At 73.1% G+C, this 16,928-nt stretch carries 18 protein-coding genes; 5 read left to right on the plus strand and 13 right to left on the minus strand.

Annotation, left to right across the window (positions count from 1 at the left end):
- Positions 1–20: 20 nt before the first annotated feature.
- The 10 genes from CCO04_RS04905 to CCO04_RS04950 all read right to left on the minus strand — a co-directional run bounded on the left by CCO04_RS04905 (position 21) and on the right by CCO04_RS04950 (position 10,705).
- A complete protein-coding gene (locus CCO04_RS04905) occupies positions 21–812 on the minus strand; it encodes a cyclase family protein (protein ID WP_215813002.1) in 792 nt (263 codons plus the stop codon).
- Positions 809–2,413 carry an NAD(P)/FAD-dependent oxidoreductase gene (locus CCO04_RS04910; RefSeq protein WP_215813003.1) on the minus strand — a complete coding sequence of 535 codons (1,605 nt, stop codon included), beginning with the start codon at positions 2,411–2,413 and terminating at the stop codon, positions 809–811. Before CCO04_RS04910 ends, CCO04_RS04905 begins: the two co-directional genes overlap by 4 nt.
- Entirely contained in the window at positions 2,410–3,882 is a 1,473-nt protein-coding gene (locus CCO04_RS04915) for an NAD(P)/FAD-dependent oxidoreductase (protein WP_215813004.1), read from the minus strand. The genes CCO04_RS04910 and CCO04_RS04915 overlap by 4 nt, the downstream gene beginning before the upstream one ends.
- Positions 3,883–3,893: 11 nt before the next feature.
- Positions 3,894–4,679 carry an SDR family oxidoreductase gene (locus CCO04_RS04920; RefSeq protein ID WP_215813005.1) on the minus strand — a complete coding sequence of 262 codons (786 nt, stop codon included), beginning with the start codon at positions 4,677–4,679 and terminating at the stop codon, positions 3,894–3,896.
- Between the two features lie 133 nt (positions 4,680–4,812).
- The gene (locus CCO04_RS04925) at positions 4,813–5,661 is read right to left on the minus strand and encodes a PaaX family transcriptional regulator C-terminal domain-containing protein (RefSeq protein ID WP_215813006.1); all 849 of its coding nucleotides are present in this window, start codon (positions 5,659–5,661) and stop codon (positions 4,813–4,815) included.
- Positions 5,662–5,676: 15 nt separating this feature from the next.
- Positions 5,677–6,075 carry a thioesterase family protein gene (locus tag CCO04_RS04930; RefSeq protein WP_215813007.1) on the minus strand — a complete coding sequence of 133 codons (399 nt, stop codon included), beginning with the start codon at positions 6,073–6,075 and terminating at the stop codon, positions 5,677–5,679.
- The gene (locus CCO04_RS04935) at positions 6,072–8,432 is read right to left on the minus strand and encodes a bifunctional salicylyl-CoA 5-hydroxylase/oxidoreductase (protein ID WP_215813008.1); all 2,361 of its coding nucleotides are present in this window, start codon (positions 8,430–8,432) and stop codon (positions 6,072–6,074) included. The genes CCO04_RS04930 and CCO04_RS04935 overlap by 4 nt, the downstream gene beginning before the upstream one ends.
- Positions 8,429–9,361: an acyl-CoA thioesterase II gene (locus CCO04_RS04940; RefSeq protein ID WP_215813009.1), complete on the minus strand. Its 933-nt coding sequence runs from the start codon at positions 9,359–9,361 to the stop codon at positions 8,429–8,431. The genes CCO04_RS04935 and CCO04_RS04940 overlap by 4 nt, the downstream gene beginning before the upstream one ends.
- On the minus strand, positions 9,358–9,843 hold the full coding sequence (locus CCO04_RS04945; protein WP_215813010.1) for a cupin domain-containing protein: 486 nt from the start codon (positions 9,841–9,843) through the stop codon (positions 9,358–9,360). Before CCO04_RS04945 ends, CCO04_RS04940 begins: the two co-directional genes overlap by 4 nt.
- A complete protein-coding gene (locus CCO04_RS04950) occupies positions 9,833–10,705 on the minus strand; it encodes a fumarylacetoacetate hydrolase family protein (RefSeq protein WP_215813011.1) in 873 nt (290 codons plus the stop codon). Before CCO04_RS04950 ends, CCO04_RS04945 begins: the two co-directional genes overlap by 11 nt.
- Positions 10,706–10,809: 104 nt before the next feature.
- Here CCO04_RS04950 and CCO04_RS04955 point away from each other — a divergent pair, with 104 nt between their 5' ends.
- Both CCO04_RS04955 and CCO04_RS04960 read left to right on the plus strand, forming a co-directional pair.
- On the plus strand, positions 10,810–11,241 hold the full coding sequence (locus CCO04_RS04955) for a RidA family protein (RefSeq protein WP_215813012.1): 432 nt from the start codon (positions 10,810–10,812) through the stop codon (positions 11,239–11,241).
- 94 nt (positions 11,242–11,335) lie between these two features.
- Positions 11,336–12,298 carry an AraC family transcriptional regulator gene (locus CCO04_RS04960; RefSeq protein ID WP_215813013.1) on the plus strand — a complete coding sequence of 321 codons (963 nt, stop codon included), beginning with the start codon at positions 11,336–11,338 and terminating at the stop codon, positions 12,296–12,298.
- Here the strand turns inward: CCO04_RS04960 and CCO04_RS04965 are convergent.
- Together CCO04_RS04965 and CCO04_RS04970 are read right to left on the minus strand one after the other, a co-directional pair.
- The gene (locus CCO04_RS04965; RefSeq protein WP_215813014.1) at positions 12,295–13,407 is read right to left on the minus strand and encodes an LLM class flavin-dependent oxidoreductase; all 1,113 of its coding nucleotides are present in this window, start codon (positions 13,405–13,407) and stop codon (positions 12,295–12,297) included. The two genes, CCO04_RS04960 and CCO04_RS04965, sit on opposite strands and share 4 nt — an antisense overlap.
- Before the next feature lie 29 nt (positions 13,408–13,436).
- Positions 13,437–13,916 carry a flavin reductase family protein gene (locus CCO04_RS04970; RefSeq protein WP_215813015.1) on the minus strand — a complete coding sequence of 160 codons (480 nt, stop codon included), beginning with the start codon at positions 13,914–13,916 and terminating at the stop codon, positions 13,437–13,439.
- A 129-nt stretch (positions 13,917–14,045) separates the two neighbouring features.
- Here CCO04_RS04970 and CCO04_RS04975 point away from each other — a divergent pair, with 129 nt between their 5' ends.
- The 3 genes from CCO04_RS04975 to CCO04_RS04985 are packed head-to-tail and all read left to right on the plus strand — an operon-like array spanning position 14,046 to position 15,718.
- The gene (locus tag CCO04_RS04975) at positions 14,046–15,020 is read left to right on the plus strand and encodes an AraC family transcriptional regulator (RefSeq protein ID WP_215813016.1); all 975 of its coding nucleotides are present in this window, start codon (positions 14,046–14,048) and stop codon (positions 15,018–15,020) included.
- A 22-nt stretch (positions 15,021–15,042) separates the two neighbouring features.
- A complete protein-coding gene (locus CCO04_RS04980) occupies positions 15,043–15,366 on the plus strand; it encodes a GatB/YqeY domain-containing protein (protein WP_215813017.1) in 324 nt (107 codons plus the stop codon).
- A 10-nt stretch (positions 15,367–15,376) separates the two neighbouring features.
- A complete protein-coding gene (locus CCO04_RS04985) occupies positions 15,377–15,718 on the plus strand; it encodes a DUF1801 domain-containing protein (RefSeq protein ID WP_215813018.1) in 342 nt (113 codons plus the stop codon).
- Here the strand turns inward: CCO04_RS04985 and CCO04_RS04990 are convergent.
- On the minus strand, positions 15,705–16,922 hold the full coding sequence (locus tag CCO04_RS04990) for a DUF418 domain-containing protein (RefSeq protein ID WP_215813019.1): 1,218 nt from the start codon (positions 16,920–16,922) through the stop codon (positions 15,705–15,707). The two genes, CCO04_RS04985 and CCO04_RS04990, sit on opposite strands and share 14 nt — an antisense overlap.
- Positions 16,923–16,928: the final 6 nt, after the last annotated feature.

Raw genomic sequence — 16,928 nt, forward strand, 5'->3', positions numbered from 1 at the left:
GGTCCTTCCTCGGGTGCGGATCAGGCGGGGACGATGGCGAGGGCGCGGGCGGGGGAGCCCGTGCCGCCGACGATCGGGAGCGGCGCGACGACGATCACGGCGCCGGTGCGCGGCAGCCGGTCGAGGTTCTGCAGCTGGGTCAGGCCGTACTTGTCGGCGCCGAGCAGGAAGTGGTGCACCGGGAACGGCGGCTCCAGGCCGCCGGCCTGGCCGGCGTCGATGCCGACCGTCTCGACACCGAAGCCGCTGATCGACGACGCGGCGAGCCACTGCGCGCCCTCGGCCGAGACGCCCGGCGTGTGCGGGCCGTTCTCGTCGGCGTTGGCGAACGCCTCGGCGTCGCGGCTGAACTTGCTCCAGCCGGTGCGGAAGAGCAGCCAGGCGCCCTCGGGGAGCGGGCCGTGCTCGGCGACGTACGCCTCGAAGTGCTCGGGGCCGAGCAGCAGGTCGGGGTTCGCCTCGGCCTCGGCGGTGAAGTCGATGATGACCGCGGGGCCGACCAGGCGGGCCGGCGGGATCTGGTCCACCGAGAGCCCGTCGCGTCCGGTGGCCCAGTGGGTCGGCGCGTCGAGGTGGGTGCCGGTGTGCTCGCCGGTGTGGATGTTGTGCCAGCCCCAGAACGGGCCGTCGGCGTCGAAGTCGCTGACCGTCTCGAGCGAGAGCGGGATCGTGTTGGCGAACGGCTCGGGGAGCTGCAGGATCGGCGTCTCGGACGAGAGCGGCGCGGTGAGGTCGACGACGGTCGCCGCGCCGGTCGCGAGCGCGGTGAGCAGGCCGTCGAGGGCGGTCGTGGTGCTGGGGGCGGTGGTCATCGGCGGAACCTTTCGGGGAGGCGGCGCAGGCCGCGAGGGGTGAGGAGCTGCTGGGCGACGAGGTGGCCGGAGCCGCCGCCGAGGCCGGGGCCGGGGTGCGTGAACGCACCGATGTGGAAGAGCCCGGCGACACCGGTGCGGTGGCCGGTCCCGGTGCCGGGACGCCACAGCAGCGACTGGTCGAGCTCGGCGGCGCCGCCGTAGGGGTCGCCGTGGACCGCGTTGGCGTTGGCGGCGCTGAGGGCGGTGGGGGAGATGACGTGGCGGGCCAGGATGCTGTCGGCCAGGTCCGGCGCGTGCTCGGCGATCCGGGCGATCACCCGGTCGGTGTAGGCGTCGGCCACCGCGGCGGTCCATCCGTCGCGGACGTCGATCTCGCCGGCCGCGTCACCGGTCGGTGCCCAGGGCACCTCCTGGAGCTGGACCCACAGCGTCGCGCGGCCCTCGGGGGCGCGGGTCGGGTCGAGCACGCACTGCTGGCCGACCACGACGGTGGGTGCGGACGGCAGCAGCCCGGCCTCGGCCTGGGCGCAGGCGACGGCGGTGCTGTCGGCGCCGTTGCTGACGTGGATCAGCGGGACGGCGTCGAGGCGGCTGTCGGTCCAGCGCACGGGACGGTCGAGCGCGAGGTGGACCTGGGTGGCGGCCCGGCCGGGGCGGTGCCGGGCGACGGCCCGGCGGCCGGCGTCGGTGACCGCGTCGGGGGCGAGGAGCTGCTCGTAGAGCCGCCCGGTCGAGGTGGAGGCGAGCACCGCGCGACCGGCGACCAGCCGCTCGCCACCGGCCTCGACGGCGACGGCCCGCCCGTCGCGCACCACGATCCGGTCGACCGGGGTGCCGAGCAGGACGTCGACGCCGCGCTCGGCGAGCAGGCCGGCGAAGGCGGCGACGAAGTTGCCCGCGCCGCCCTCGACGACCGGCAGGCCGATCGCGTGCATGGTGAACGCCATCACCGGGAGCATCAGCCCGCCGGTGGCCTGGTCCGGCGCGAGGCCCGCGTGCAGCAGCCAGGGCGACCAGAGCTGGTCGACCTCGAAGCCGGCGAAGCGCTCGCGGGCCAGGCCGCGGCCGGACTGCGCCGAGACCCGCACGAGCTCGGTCAGGCCCTCGCGGCCCAGGCCGCGCACGGCGCCGTACCCGAGGCGGGCGAGGTCGCCGGTGCGCAGCTCGGAGCCGAGGGCGCCGAAGACGTGCGGCGCCCACTGGTCGAGCTGGGCCAGCATCTCGGCGTACGCGCGGGCGTCGGCGGCGTGCTCGAAGTCGACGGCCGTCTTCTCCGGGTCGCGGTCGGCGACGACCGTGCCGCGCTCGGAGACCGACGCGGTGACCGGTCCCTCGGCGTTGCGGTAGACGAGCCCGTGCCGGTGCAGGTCCTCGCCGAGGGTGGCGTAGCCGCCGCCCGCGACGAAGAGTGGGTGCCACGAGCTGAAGGTGTCGTGCACGAAGCCGGGCGCGGTCAGCTCGTCGGAGGCGATGAAGCCGCCGAGCCGGTCCCGCTCCTCGACGACGGCCACCCGCCAGCCGGCGCCGGCGAGCTCGGCCGCGGCGACGAGTCCGTTGATCCCGGCGCCGACGACGATCGCGTCGTAGTGGCGGCTCATGAGGCCTTCACGCCGAGCCGGCGGGCCAGCCGCGGCGTGATCTTGCGGTAGTTGCTCGGGTTGATCGGGAGCAGCCACTGCCGGGCGCGGGTGAGCGGGCCGACGTTGAGGCCGACGTCCGAGAGGACCTCGTCGATGTTGTGCACCGAGAACGGGATGATGTTGGTGCCGCGGGCGTGCTGGCCCTGCGTGCGCTCGCGCATCCAGGTGAGCCGGTCGCGCACGGCGACGTGCATCTGGGTCGTGCTGGGCAGCGTGTGGTTGCCGCCGAGCATCGAGCCGATCCAGATCGCCGAGACCTCGGCCGAGAGCGGCGAGAAGAACGACGAGTTGTAGCCCGCGAAGCTCAGGTCGGGCAGGTAGATCGGGTGGATCTGCCGGTAGAGCAGGTAGTCGCCGTTCTCGTCGGTGAGCTTGTCCATGACCTCCTGGGGGAGGAACGGCAGGTCCTGGGTCCAGCCGGTCGCTGCGACGACGACGTCGACCGGGATCATCCGGCCGTTGCTGAGCTCGGCGAACGGCTTGCCGTCCTGCTCGACGAAGCGCTCGATGACCGTGTCGCGCTGGACGTCGATCCGGCCCTCGGCGACGCCCTCGAAGAAGCCCTCGGTGGCGAGCGAGACGGTCGAGCGCGCGATGTCCTTGAACGTGCCCTCGGGCACCAGGCCGAGGTCGTCGAGGTTGAGCTGCTTGGTGGTGACCTTCTCGACGCTGCCGAGCATGCCGTTGGCCATCGCCGAGTCACGGGCGTGGAGCAGGCGCTCCGGCCCGGCGACCGAGCGGTAGCGGAAGAGACCCTCGCCCAGCCGGGTGAGCATCAGGTACTTGTAGTTGAGGACGCCCTTGACCTTGCGCGGCATCTTCCAGAGCAGCTCGCGCGCCACGACCGTGGTGGAGGCGGCCACCTTGGAGATCTCGACGGTGATGTCGCAGGCGGACTTGCCGTAGCCGACGACGACGGTGTGCTTGTCGCGCACCTGGTCGAGGCTGTGCCAGTCGCTGGCGGCCATCACCTCGCCGCCGAGCTTCTCGAACAGGTCGAGGTTCTCGAACGGCGGGATGAACGGGCGGGAGAAGATGCCGCTCGCGAGCACCAGGTGGTCGTAGTGCTCGGTGCCGGACGCCGTGGTGACGTCCCAGCCGCCGCCGTCGGTGGGGTGGGCGAGCTCGACCTCGGTGCCCAGCCGCAGGTACGGCGTGAGGCCGAACCGCTCGGCGTACGTCGTCAGGTAGGACTGCACCTGCTCGCCCGAGGGCCACTCGGGGTAGCCCTTGGGCATCGGCTGGTCGGAGAGGGCGTAGGTGCCCTTGTTGTTCTGGGTCTTGAGGCCCGGGTAGCGGCGGCTGGCGCTCCACACGCCGCCGACGTCCAGGGTCTTCTCGTAGACGATGACGTCGTGCCCGAGCTGACGCAGCACCTTGGCGGTGGAGAGGCCGGCGAAACCGGCGCCGACGATGGCGATCTTCATGGGAGGGGTCCTCACTCGGTGAGCTGCGGGATGGCGGGGACGGCCTGCTCGGGCCCGAGCGCGGAGTAGCCGCCGTCGGCGGCCCAGTCGGCGCCGGTGACGATCGAGGCGGCGTCGGAGGCGAGGAAGGCGACGACCTCGCCGATCTCGGCGCCGTTACCGACCCGTCCGGTCAGGTGGAACGGCGCGGCCACGCGGTCGGTCTTGGCGCGGTCGCCGCCGGAGAGGTCGTCCATGATCTTCGACCAGGTCCAGCCGGGGCTGACCGAGTTGACCCGGATGCCGTCGCCGGCGAAGTCGGTGGCCATCGACCGGGTGAGCTGGACGATCGCGGCCTTGGACGCGGGGTAGACCCAGCGCCCGGTCTGGGCGACCTTGCTGGAGATCGAGGTGAAGTTGACGACCGCCGCGTGCTCGCTGGCCTGCAGGTGCGGGTACGCCGCGCGGACGACCTCGACGATGCTGACCAGGTTGACGTCCAGCGCGGTGAGCCAGTCGGCCCGGCTGGTCGCGAAGCCCTCGTCGAGGTAGGTCGCGGCGAGGTTGACGACGATGTCGATGCCGCCGAAGCGCTCGACGGTGGCGGCCACGAGGTCCGCGACCGCGGCGTCGTCGGTGATGTCGGTCCGCACGAACGCGACCTCGTCACCGAGCTTCTCGGCCGCGGTGCCGCCGGCCTCGTCGATGTCGGCCACCACGACACGGGCACCGGCGCGGGCCAGGGCGCCGATGACGCCGTGCGCCAGCAGGGTGGCGCCGCCGGTGACGATCGCGGTGCGACCAGTCAGATCGGTCATGCTTGATTCCTCCGCTCCTCGCTGCGACGCAGGTCACATCGCGTGGACCGGGACACTAGGCACCAGCGGAGGCGGCCACTATCCGGAAAGCGCGGCGGGTATCCGCGAACCGCGGAGTCTTGTCAGCGCAGGCTCAGGAGGACGGCCACAGACGCGCGGCATGGGCCAGCGCACGGCCCTCGAGGGTCGCCACGAGGCGCTCGAAGAGCGCGGCGGCGTCCGGCCCGCTCCAGTCCTCCGCGAGCAGCTCACGGGGCAGCCCGGGGTCGCGGAAGGGCAGCCGGCGCCACCGATCGACCACCGTCAGGTACGACGCGAAGGCCCGCTCGGGATCGACGACCCCGCTGCCCCCGAGCTCGTCGGCCACCGGCGCGAACTCGTCGATGAAGGCCCGGTAGCGCTCGTCGATGCCGGTCAGGTCCCAGCTCTCGTAGAGCAGCGCGGCGAGGTCCTGCCCGGCCACGTGGTCGCCCACGAAGACGGCGCTGTGCCGGGTCAGGTCGAGCTCGGCGATCGCCCGCTCGGCGGCGGCCTGCATCCGCGCGGGCGCGATCCACATGGCCGTGCCGACGTTGCCGAAGCCCAGTGAGGCCAGGTGGGCGCGCAGCTGCTGGCGCTGGCTGCGCTGGGACTCGGGCACCGAGAAGTTCACGACGCACCAGCCGTCCTCGAGCGCCGCCGGCTGCCGGGCGTGCCAGATGACCTCGTCACCGGCCGCCAGCGCGGCCAGCGCCTCGCCGGTCAGCGCGTACCCGCGGATCCCGCCGCGGGTCTCGGACTCCAGCCAGCCGCGCTTCTTGAGCCGGAAGACGGCCGTGCGCACCGAGGGCCCGTCGATGCCCAGCGGCGCCATCAGGTCGATGGTGCCGCCGATGGGCATCCAGTTGCCCATGCGTCGTACGACGGCGCCGAGGAAGCTCACGACCACGGTCCGGGAGCCGCGCCCGCGGGCCTCGGGCTGCGCCGGTTCCGTGGTGCTCATCGGGAGCATTGTGCCCTAGGCGGAGCCGCCCAGCCGGGAGCGCCAGGCCTCGGGCCAGGGGGACGCCGTCCCGCTGGCGCGGTCGAGGTGCACCGTGACGTAGCGCCCCCGGGCGGCGCGCACGGCCGGGGTGCCCTCGGGGCCGCCCCACACCTCGAACGCGAGGGTGAGCGACGAGGTGCCGAGCCGTTCGACGTGCACGGTCGCGGTGACCTCGTCGCCGAAGCGCAGCGGGGCCTCGAAGTCGACCTCGTAGCGGACCCGCGGGGCGACCGGGAAGTAGCCGTCGAGGCCGAGGCCGCGCATGAGCGCGGCCTCGGCCGACTCGACGTACCGGGCGATAGCCGTGTTGTGGTGGATCCCCGCGGAGTCGGTGTCGATCCACTCGACCCGGCCCCGGTGGGTGCCGTTCACCGGCCCGGCGTCCAGCGCACGTGGACCAGGCCGTCGTCGCCGTCGCGCAGGAGCGAGAGGCGGGGCGGGATCTTGTCGGTGCGCGAGGTCGGGGGCTTGCGCCGCCCGGCCTGCCAGGGCACGGGCCAGGTCGCGCCGTCGCCGCGGTAGTCCTGCTCGGCGGCGGCGTGGAGGGTCCAGGACGGGTCGTAGAGGTGGGTCCGGCCCAGGGCGCACAGGTCGGCGCGTCCGGCGAGGAGGATCGAGTTCACGTCGTCGTACGACGAGATGGCGCCCACCGCGATCACCGCGACCCCGGCGGGAGCGGCGACCTCGTGCCGGATCCGGTCGGCGAAGGGGGTCTGGTACGACCGCCCGAACGCCGGCTTCTCGTCCTTGCTCACCTGGCCCGAGGAGACGTCGATCGCGGCCGCGCCGTGCTCGATGAACGCGCGCGCGATGTCGACCGCGTCGTCGTCGGTGTTGCCGTCGGGCAGCCAGTCGTGCGCGGAGATGCGCACGGTGACCGGGATCGACTCCGGTACGACGGCGCGCACGGCGTCGAAGACCTCGAGCGGGAAGCGCAGCCGGTTGTCGAGCGAGCCGCCGTACTCGTCGGTGCGCTGGTTCGAGACCGGCGAGAGGAACGACGAGAGCAGGTAGCCGTGGGCGGCGTGCACCTCGATCAGGTCGAAGCCCGCCTCGACGGCGCGGCGCGCGGTGGCGGTGAAGTCGGCGACGACCTGGTCGAGGTCGGCCCGGGTCGCCTCGCGCGGGACGTGGCAGGTCGGGCCGTAGGGGAGCGGCGAGGGGGCGATGACCTCCCAGTTGCCGTCGTCGAGCGGCTCGTCGATGCCCTCCCACATCAGCTTGGTCGAGCCCTTGCGGCCGGAGTGGCCGATCTGGACGCCGATCTTGCCGGCCGAGCGCTGGTGCACGAACGAGGTGATCCGGGCCCACCCGTCGCGCTGCTCGTCGTTCCAGAGCCCGGGGCAGCCGGGGGTGATCCGGCCCTCGGGCGAGACGCAGGTCATCTCGGTCATCACCAGGCCGGCGCCGCCCATGGCCTTGCTGCCCAGGTGCACGAGGTGGAAGTCGCCGGGCATCCCGTCGACGGCGGTGTACATGTCCATGGGGGACAGGACGACGCGGTTGGCCAGCTCGAGCGGGCCGATCCGGGTCGGCTGGAACATCGCCGGGCCGGGGGAGCCGTCGCCGTAGGTGCGGGCGAAGGCGTCCTCGACCACGCCGGCGAAGCCGGGGTCGCGCTCCTTGAGGTTGTCGAAGGTGATCCGGCGCGAGCGGGTGAGCAGGTTGAAGACGAACGCCGTGGGGTCCTGGTCGGCGTACCTGCCGATGTTCTCGAACCACTCCAGCGAGGCCTGGGCCGCGCGCTGGGTCGACTCGACGACCGGCTTGCGCTCGGTCTGGTAGGCCTCCAGGGCCGCCGGGACGGTCGGGTGCTCGTGCAGGCAGGCGGCGAGCGCGAGCGCGTCCTCCATCGCGAGCTTGGTGCCCGAGCCGATGGAGAAGTGCGCCGTGTGCGCGGCATCGCCCAGCAGCACGACGTTCTCGTGGTGCCAGCGCTCGTTGCGCACCGTGTGGAAGCTCAGCCACTTGGAGTTGTTGGTCAGCACCTCGTGGCCCTGGAGCTCGCGGGCGAAGATCTCCTTGATCTTGGCCACGGCGTGCTCGTCGGAGACGCCCGGCGGGAGCACCTCGTGCTCGGTCGCGTCGAAGCCGGCCCGGCGCCACACGTCCTCGTGCATCTCGACGATGAACGTCGAGCCCTCGTCGGAGTAGGGGTAGCCGTGGATCTGCATGGTGCCCCACTCCGTCTGCTTGACGAAGAACTGGAACGCCTCGAAGACCAGGTCGGTGCCCAGCCAGATGTACTTGTTGTGGCGCCGGTCGAGCGAGGGACCGAAGACGTCGGCGTGCTTGGTGCGGACCACCGAGTTGAGGCCGTCGGCCGCCAGCACCAGGTCGTACGACGCGCGGAGCTCGTCGACGTCGGGCGCCTCGGTCCGGTAGTGCACGGTCACGTCGAGCTCGGCGACGCGCTCCTGGAGGATCTGGAGCAGCTCCTTGCGGCTCATCGCGGCGAAGCCCTGGCCGCCGATCGTGTAGGAGCGGCCGTCGACGTCGACGTCGATGTCGGTCCAGCGCGCGAAGCGCGACTCCATGCGGTCGTGCACGACCTGGTCGGCGCCCTCGATGCTGCCGAGGGTCTCGTCGGAGAAGACGACGCCGAACCCGAAGGTGTCCTCGGGGGCGTTGCGCTCCCACACGGTCACCTCGTGGGCCGGGTCGAGCTGCTTCATCAGGGCGGCGAAGTAGAGCCCTCCGGGGCCGCCGCCGACGATCGCGATCCTCATGACTGTCCTCCTGCCTGCGCGGCCGGGGCGCCCGCGCGGATCATGCCTTCCTGGACGACGGTCGCCACGAGGACGCCGTCGGGGGTGAAGAAGCGGCCCACCGCCATGCCGCGCCCGTCGTCGACCGAGACGGCCTCCTGGGCGTAGAGCAGCCAGTCGTCCATCCGCACGGGGCGGTGGAACCACATGGCGTGGTCGAGGCTGGCGGTGACCAGGCCCTCGTCGGCCCAGGCCAGGCCGAGCACCCGCAGCGCGGGCTCGAGGATCGTGTAGTCGCAGACGTAGGCGAGCGCCGCGGCGTCGCGCTGCTCGGCGCTGAGCCCCTCGACCTCGCGCAGCGCGTCGTACGGACGCACCCAGATGGCCTGGTGCGGCGTGCGGTCGCCGTCGACGGTCAGGTAGACCGGCCCCGGCACGTGGCGCATGTCGAAGCTGCGGCCGTGCTGCCAGTAGTCCTTGGAGACCTCGGTCATCGTGCCGCCGGAGCGGTCGGCGAGGTAGGCCGCCGAGGTGGGCAGCGTGTCGGGACCGGGGATCCCGGCGGGCATCTCGGCCTGGAACGAGCCGCTCGGCTCACCCGCGGCGAAGCTCGCCAGGCAGACGTAGACCGGCTTGCCGTTCTGGAAGCCGCGCACCTGGCGGGTGCTGTAGCCGCGTCCGTCGCGCAGCACCTCGACCTCGTAGCGGACCTCGGCCCCGATGTCGACGGGCCGCATGAAGTAGGAGTGCATCGAGTGCATCGCCTTGCCGCCCGGGCCGCCCTCGACGGTCAGGGACGCGGCGACGAGCGCCTGGGCGACCATGTCGCCGCCGTAGGCCTTGGGCCACGGGCAGGGCTGGGTGGTCGCGGTGAACGCGCGGTCGAAGACCTCGGCCGGGCACTCCTTCAGGGTGACGGCGTCGGTGAAGATCTGGGAGGTCGGGTTCACGGTCGGTCCGTCCAGTCGCGCAGGTCGTGGTCGGTGACCTGGGGGAGGTTGACCACGATGTTCTCGGGCGTGCGGGTCGTCATCCAGGTCAGCGGGTTGTTGCGGTCGAGGTTGCACTCGACGTGGGGCATGAACGGCGGCACGAACACCCAGTCGCCCTCGGACATGTCGAGGTAGTCCTCGAACTTGTCGCCGAAGTAGATCCGGGCCCGGCCCGAGAGCACGTAGCCGCCGGTCTCGGCCTCGCCGTGGTGGTGGGGGACCGAGCGGTAGCCGGCCAGGTTGTGCACCTTGCCGAACCAGATCCGGGTGGCGGGCGTGTGCTGGATGCTCACGCCGGACACGCGCGTGGCGCCCTCGCTCTGGCCGGTCAGGTCGGGCTCGAAGCCGGCCCGGGTCACGACCGGCACCACGATGCCGCTCTCGTTGGCGTAGACCGAGTTGTCCCCGATCAGCTCGTACTTGCTGAGGTCAGGCTCCATGGGAGTCCTCCTGGGAGAGGGTGGTGAGAGGGGTGAGGCGGACGGTGTTGCGCAGCGTCCCGATGCCGGCGACCTCGGTCTCGAGGACGTCGCCGTCGGCGAGGAACCGCTTCGGGTCGCGCGCGACGCCGACCCCGCCGGGCGTGCCGGTCAGGACCAGGTCGCCGGGGCGCAGGGTGGCGAAGGTGGAGACGTAGGCGAGCAGGTCGGCGCAGTCGAAGACGAGCGTCCGGGTGCTGTCGCGCTGGACCTCCTCGCCGTTGATCCGGCAGATCACGTCGACGCCGGCGAACGGGTCGAGCTCGTCGGGGGTGACGACGACGGGGCCGACCGGGGTGGTCGCGTCCCAGGCCTTGCCCTGGAGCCACTGGAGGGTGCGGTACTGCCAGTCGCGCGCCGACAGGTCGTTGGCGACCGTGTAGCCGGCGATGGCCGCCCGGGCCTCGTCGCGCCCGGCGCGGCGCAGGGTGCGCCCGACGACGACGGCGAGCTCGGCCTCCCAGTCCCACTGCACGCCCTCGGCGAGCGCGAGCTCGTCGTCGGGGCCGGTCAGGGTGTCGGCGAACTTCGCGAACAGCGTGGGGTGGGTCGGCAGCTCGCGGCCGGTCTCCTGGATGTGCTCGCCGTAGTTGAGCCCGCAGCAGATGACCTTGCCCGGGCGCGGCAGCGCCAGGACCGGGACGGCGTCCGGCAGGTCGGCGCCGGCCTGCTCGGCCAGGGTCGCGGGGTCCCAGCCGGTGCCGGCCGCGTCGGTGGCGGCGAGCAGGGCGGACAGGTCCGGGGCCGGCAGGGCGCGCCAGCCGCGCTCACCGAGCAGCGCGGCCGTCGTACCGCCGGGGGTGGTGACCGTCGCGAGCCGCATCGGTCCTCCTTCGTCTGGGGCGTCGTGGGGGTGGTCGCAGATGCGATATTGCATTCTGCACACGTTCGTTGCCGTGATGTCAATAGATTGGTACCGTGGCCGGCATGTCCATCGATCTCACGCCCCTGGCCGTCAACCCGGCCGCCCTGCCGGTCCCGAGCGGCTTCTCGCACGGCACGCTGAGCGGCAACACGCTCTACCTGGGCGGGCAGACCGCGCTCGACAAGGAGATGCGGATCGTGCCGGGCGGCATCGTCGAGCAGTTCCGCCAGGCGTTCGGCAACGTGATCGCCACGGTGCGCGAGGCCGGTGGCGTGCCGGAGGACCTGGTGAGCATCACGATCTTCCTCACCGACATCCCCGACTACCAGGCCCACGGCCGCGAGATCGGCCGGGTCTGGCGCGAGCTGGCCGGCCCGGTCTACCCCGCGATGGCCGGCATCGGCACGACCGGTCTGTGGCAGCCCGAGGCGCTCATCGAGATCATGGGCGTCGCGGTCATCCCCGACGAGCGGCTGGTGCGCCCCACGTCCTGATCCGCGCATTCGCGCCCAGGGACGAGCGTGGATCCGTTGACATGTCGCGGGTCCAGGTGCGCCAATGGGGGCAGCAACTCACAGGAGTGTTCCGATGCCCACGACCCTTCTCTCCCGCCACCCCCAGATCGCGACCGCCGACCCGGAGCAGGCGCGTGAGGAGGTCGCGCGCCGGTTCTGCGCCCACCGCCTCGAGCTGACCCGTCGTACCGGGCGGCTCGACATGCTCCACAACGCGGCCTCGATCGGCTCCGACGTGACGCTCAACTACCTGCGCTACGGCGACGAGGTGCGCATCACGCCGGGCCGCTTCGACGACTTCTTCCTGGTCCAGGTGCCGATCTCGGGCTCGGCACGGGTCAAGGTCGGCGACCGGGTCGTGGCCTCCGACCGGGCGCGCGCCTCGCTGGGCTCGCCCACCGAGCCGGTCGACATGATCTGGAGCGACGGCTGCGAGCAGCTCCTCGTCTACCTGCGCCGCCAGGCCGTCGAAGAGCTGGCCGGCGGTGCCGGCGACCCGCGCCCGGTCGTCTTCGACCCGTTCATGGACCTCGAGACGCCGTCATTGCGGGCCTGGCTGCGCCTGGTCCACCTCGCGCTCGACGACATCGAGGCCGGGGGAGCGCTCTTCCGCTCGCCCCTCGCCGCGACCCACTTCGAGCAGACGCTCATCTCGGGCCTGCTCGCCGCCCAGCCCAACTCCAGCAACGAGGCCCCGCGTGAGCCGGTCGCCGGCTCGCGCGTCGTCCGCACCGTCCTGGGCCTCATCGAGGCCGAGCCCGAGCGGGCCTGGCGCCTGGCCGAGCTGGCCGGCGAGGCGGGCGTATCGGCGCGCACGCTCCAGGAGGCGTTCCAGCGCGAGCTCGGCTCCAGCCCGCTCGAGCAGCTGCGCCGGACCCGCATGGAGCGGGCCCGGCGCGACCTGGTCGAGGCCGACCCGGCGCACACGTCGGTGACCGACATCGCCGCCCGGTGGGGCTTCTTCCACCTCGGGCGGTTCTCGCAGTCCTACCGGGCGATGTACCAGGAGCTCCCCTCCCAGACCCTCGCGAGCTAGGGCGCGCCGTGCCCGGACGCCGGACGCAGTCCCTTGTCGACCAGGCGCGGCATGACCTCCTGGGCGAAGTAGTCCAGCTCGCCCACGTAGTCGACGAACGACATGGTGATCCCGCCGAAGCCCGCCTTGGCGAACCGCTCGATCTCGTCGGCGACGTCGTCGGGTGTGCCGATCAGCGGGCAGGTGCCGTGCCCGGCCGCGAACCGGCTGCGGAACCCGGCCAGCATCTCGGGCGTGAACGACTGGGCGTGCAGGCCCTGCAGCCGCATCAGGTTGTCGACGGCGTCCCCGTCGGCGTTCTCGACGGCGTAGTAGTGCAGGAACTCCTCGGCCTCGGCGCGGGTCGGCCGGCACACGACGTGGGTCGGCGTCAGGACGCCGGAGGAGCGGCCCTGCCCGCTCGCCTCGGCGCGCACCTGGCTGACCACCTCGGCGCCGTCCTCGGGACCGCCGACGATGGTGAAGACGAAGTCGGCGTTGCGGGCGGCGTACGCGCGGCCCTGGGTGCTCGACCCGGCGTTGAGGATCGGCAGCCGGCCGGCGGCGGGCTTCGGCTCGGCCTCGACGCCCTTCAGGTCCCAGAACCGGCCGGGCAGGTCGTAGCGGCCCTCGCGCGACCAGAGCGCGCCGAGCACGTCGATCCACTCCTGGGCCAGGGCGTAGCGGGAGTCGTGGTCCTGGGGCAGGTCGACGCCCATCGCCTCGTACTCGGGCTGGTTCCAGCCCGCGACCACGTTGACGCCGACCCGGCCCGGGGCCATCTGGTCGATGGTGGCGAGCTGCTTGGCGGTGACGACCGGGTGGTTGAACGCCGTGTGCACGGTGGCGAACGCGTTGAGTCGCTCGGTGTGCGCGAGGATCGCGGTGGCCCAGGGGATCGGCTCCAGCACGCCCTCGTGGAAGTTGGTCGTGCCGCCGTAGCCGATCCAGCGGGCGATCGGCAGCATGAAGTCGATGCCGACCTCGTCGGCCAGCCGGGCCAGGGCGAGGTTGTCCGCCCAGGACGCCGACCAGCGCTCGGGGATCGTGGTGACCGCGAGGCCACCGGAGCAGTTGGACGAGAAGAGTCCGAGGCGGAAGTGGTCGGCCTCGACGATCGGGATGCTCATGCGGGTTGTTCTCCTTGGGATGGGTGGGTTCAGCGCTGCAGGCAGAGCGGTACGGCGTCCGCCGCGGTGAGGGCGACGACCTCGCCGACCAGGTACGTGTGGTCGCCGGCGGCGAACCGGTGCGCGACCCGGCACTCCAGGCGCAGCGCGACCGGCTCGTCGAGCACCGGCATCGCGTCGAGGCCCGGACCCCAGGCCACTCCGGCGAACCGGTCGGCCGAGGGCGTCGCGAAGTGCCTCATCAGGTCGCCCTGGTGGTGCGCGACCACGTGGACGACGTACCCGCCGGCGGCGAGCCAGTCGTCGACCTGGCTGGAGCGGTGGTCGACGCACCAGCCCACGAGCGGCGGGTCCAGCGAGGTCGCGTGGAAGCTGTTGACGGTCTTGCCGATGGGGCGCCCGTCGCGTCCGGTCGCGGTCACCACGGCGACGCCGGTGGGCCAGCGCGCCAGCTGCTCGCGGAGCACCGCGGCGCTCACCTCGGCTGTGGTCGGAGTCACCCAGGTCATGGCGGTGATCGTGCGGACCGGCGCCGCGCGCTGCTATCCGGACGGCGTCGGCCGCTATCCGGCTACGGCGGCGCGGGCCTTCCCGGTCCGTGCCCGGCGTGGCACCGTTCTGCGGGGAGGGGGTGAGCCATGGCCGGACCGGTGATGCCGCTCGGTTCGTACGGCGTCCTGCGCACCACGGACGTCGACGACGCCCGCGCCTCGATCGCGGCCTCCCTCGCCCCGCACCGGCTGACCCCGCTGGCCGGCGCCGGGGGCTTCCGCGCGCTCCACAACGCCGCGACGCTCGGCCGGCTGAGCATCCACTACATCGACTACGGCGCCGAGGTCGAGGTCGCCGTCGACGGCATGGACTTCCAGCTCGTCCAGATCCCGCTGGCCGGCCTGACCACCATCAGCTGCGGGCGCGAGCGGGTCGTCGCGACCCAGCGCACGGCGGCGGTGACCGCGGCCGGTGAGTCGGTGCGGATGCGCTACTCGGCCGGCAACCCGCGGCTCATGGTCCGGGTCGGGGCGGCGCTGCTCCAGGACCGGCTCGCGCTGGCCGAGCGGGTCGGCGCGGTGCCGGAGGCCGGCATCGCGGCCACCTTCGACCTCACCCGCGGCCGGGGCCGGTCGTGGCGCGGGATGCTCGACGTGCTGCTGGCCGACCTGGAGCGCGAGAGCGGGCTGTCGTCGGTGCCCCTCGCCGCCGAGGCGCTCGAGGTGGCGCTGGTCGACGGGCTCATCGCGAGCCTGGTGCCGGGCCCCGAGGCCGAGGCGGGACCGGTGCCCACGCCCCACGAGCGGGTGGTCAAGCGGGCCGCCCAGCTCATCGAGGACCACTGCGCCGAGCCGCTCGGCACCGCCGACGTCGCCGAGGCCGTCGGGCTGAGCGTGCGGCTGCTCCGGGCCGGCTTCCAGGAGCACTTCGCGACCACGCCGATGGCCTACCTGCGCCAGGCCCGGCTGCGCCGGGTCCGCGACGACCTCAGCGACGGCACCGCCACCTCGGTCACCGACGCCGCGCTGCGCTGGGGCGTGACCCACCTGGGCCGGCTCTCCGGCGACTACCGTGCGGCCTTCGGCGAGACGCCGAGCGAGACCCTCCAGCGGGCGCGCTGAGCGCACCCCTACGGTGGAGCGCGTGAGCGACCTCGCCGACCGGCTCCGGGCCGACCTGACCACCGCCCTGCGCGCCCGCGACCGCGCGTCCGCCGGCGTGCTGCGCACCGTCCTGGGTGCGATCGCCAACGCCGAGGCGGTGCCCGTGCCGCAGGCGGCCCCGCCGGTGGCCGAGGGGCCGATCGCCGGTGCCGTGCTCGGGCTCGGCGCGGCCGAGGTACCCCGCCGCGAGCTCACCGAGGACGACGTCCGCGCGATCGTCCGCGCCGAGCGCGACGACCTCCTCGCCCACGACATGCCGGCCGAGGCGGCCGTGCTCGCGCCCTACCTGCCCGCGGCTGAGTAGGGTCGCTCCCATGAGTGCGGACTGGCGCAGCGACCTGGTCGACGAGCTGCGATCGCTGATCGTGCGGGCCGAGCCCGCGGTCGTCGAGGAGGCCAAGTGGAAGAAGGCCTCCAACCCCGACGGCGTGCCGACGTTCTCGGCCGACGGGCTGATCTGCACGGTCGAGACCTACCAGGACAAGGTCAAGCTGACCTTCGCCAAGGGCGCGGCGCTCGAGGACCCGAACGGCCTGTTCAACGCGAGCCTCGACGCCGGCACCCGCCGGGCGATCGACGTCCGCGAGGGCGAGGCGCTCGACGCCGAGGGGTTCGTCGCGCTGGTGCGCGAGGCGGTCGCGCTCAACCGGTCCTGACCGGCTCCTTCGCTGCGGCGCTCCGCCGCCAGGGCGGGACGCCGAGCACGGTCCACGCCCGCAGCAGCCACTCCAGCGGGCCGTAGGCGTGGCTGCGCAGCCACCACCGGCTCACCACGAGCTGGGCGCCGAACAGCGCCAGCGCGAGGGCGGCGACCCCGGCCGGCGGTACCCGGCCGACCAGCCCGGCGCCGTACCCGGTGAAGAGCAGGGCGCAGACCAGCGACTGGCCGAGGTAGTTGGTCAGCGACATCCGGCCCGCGGAGGCGAGCGCGGCGAGCACCCGGCGACCGCGCCGGGTGTCGAGGAACCGCAGCACCGTGGCGGCGTACGCCGCGGCGAGGAGGGGTGCGGTCAGCACGTCGAGACCCAGGGCGAGCACCTGGTAGGCGGTCTCCGGGTGGCGCAGGCTGGCGTGCGCGTAGACGAGTCCGCCGGCCAGGCCCACGGTGAAGCCGGCCCACTGGAGCCGGCGCAGCAGGGGGAGCAGGGCGGCCGGGTCGGCCAGCGCCCGGCGCCGGCCCACGGCCAGACCGACGAGGAAGGCCGCGAAGGCCGACGGCGCCTGGAAGAACACCAGCAGGAAGAGCACGTCCGGCAGCTGGTCCAGGTGCGCGCCGATGACCTCGCCCGGGCCGCCGCACAGCGCCTCGGTCGCGGCGGCCGCGTTCTCCGCGGTCCCGGCCGGGATCGTGCCGTCGGCCCCGGCCTGGAGCACGACGAGCGCGAGGGCCGCGTAGGCCAGGGCGGTGACGACGAGCACCGTCACCGCCGCCCGTACGGCGGTCCGCGGGGCGAGGTTGCGCACCGCCAGCAGCACCAGCCCCAGCAGGGCGTAGAGCGTCAGGATGTCGCCGGGGAACAGCAGCACCGCGTGCAGCGCGCCCAGCACGAAGAGCCCGGTGAGCCGGCGCAGGAAGCGCGGCCCGAACCGGGCCCCGCTGCGCGTCGCGGAGTCGATCTGCAGCGTGAAGCTGTAGCCGAAGAGGAACGAGAAGAGCAGGAAGAACTTCGCCTCGAACAGGGTCGCGGTCACCCACCGCACGCCCTGGCTGAGGGCGTCGCCGGTGCCGGGGTCCTCCAGGCCGGTGCCGTGGTAGGCCGAGGCCAGGTAGGTGATGTTGACGACGAGGATCCCGAGCAGCGCGAAGCCGCGCAGCCCGTCGACGTGGGCGAGACGTCCGGGGGGTGGGGTGGTGCTCATGGACCT

Origin of the sequence: Pimelobacter sp. 30-1 (genome assembly GCF_018831735.1) — a bacterium.
Taxonomy (GTDB): Bacteria; Actinomycetota; Actinomycetes; order Propionibacteriales; family Nocardioidaceae; genus Nocardioides.

What these genes read in the sequence shown, in the direction of transcription:
- CCO04_RS04935 (WP_215813008.1), bottom strand. Translation starts at nt 8,432, where the DNA reads ATGAGGATCGCGATCGTCGGCGGCGGCCCCGGAGGGCTCTACTTCGCC.
- CCO04_RS04945 (WP_215813010.1), bottom strand. Translation starts at nt 9,843, where the DNA reads ATGGAGCCTGACCTCAGCAAGTACGAGCTGATCGGGGACAACTCGGTC.
- CCO04_RS04920 (WP_215813005.1), bottom strand. Translation starts at nt 4,679, where the DNA reads ATGACCGATCTGACTGGTCGCACCGCGATCGTCACCGGCGGCGCCACC.
- CCO04_RS04985 (WP_215813018.1), top strand. Translation starts at nt 15,377, where the DNA reads ATGAGTGCGGACTGGCGCAGCGACCTGGTCGACGAGCTGCGATCGCTG.
- CCO04_RS04910 (WP_215813003.1), bottom strand. Translation starts at nt 2,413, where the DNA reads ATGAGCCGCCACTACGACGCGATCGTCGTCGGCGCCGGGATCAACGGA.
- CCO04_RS04965 (WP_215813014.1), bottom strand. Translation starts at nt 13,407, where the DNA reads ATGAGCATCCCGATCGTCGAGGCCGACCACTTCCGCCTCGGACTCTTC.
- CCO04_RS04955 (WP_215813012.1), top strand. Translation starts at nt 10,810, where the DNA reads ATGTCCATCGATCTCACGCCCCTGGCCGTCAACCCGGCCGCCCTGCCG.
- CCO04_RS04950 (WP_215813011.1), bottom strand. Translation starts at nt 10,705, where the DNA reads ATGCGGCTCGCGACGGTCACCACCCCCGGCGGTACGACGGCCGCGCTG.
- CCO04_RS04960 (WP_215813013.1), top strand. Translation starts at nt 11,336, where the DNA reads ATGCCCACGACCCTTCTCTCCCGCCACCCCCAGATCGCGACCGCCGAC.
- CCO04_RS04990 (WP_215813019.1), bottom strand. Translation starts at nt 16,922, where the DNA reads ATGAGCACCACCCCACCCCCCGGACGTCTCGCCCACGTCGACGGGCTG.
- CCO04_RS04970 (WP_215813015.1), bottom strand. Translation starts at nt 13,916, where the DNA reads ATGACCTGGGTGACTCCGACCACAGCCGAGGTGAGCGCCGCGGTGCTC.
- CCO04_RS04915 (WP_215813004.1), bottom strand. Translation starts at nt 3,882, where the DNA reads ATGAAGATCGCCATCGTCGGCGCCGGTTTCGCCGGCCTCTCCACCGCC.
- CCO04_RS04975 (WP_215813016.1), top strand. Translation starts at nt 14,046, where the DNA reads ATGGCCGGACCGGTGATGCCGCTCGGTTCGTACGGCGTCCTGCGCACC.
- CCO04_RS04905 (WP_215813002.1), bottom strand. Translation starts at nt 812, where the DNA reads ATGACCACCGCCCCCAGCACCACGACCGCCCTCGACGGCCTGCTCACC.
- CCO04_RS04925 (WP_215813006.1), bottom strand. Translation starts at nt 5,661, where the DNA reads ATGAGCACCACGGAACCGGCGCAGCCCGAGGCCCGCGGGCGCGGCTCC.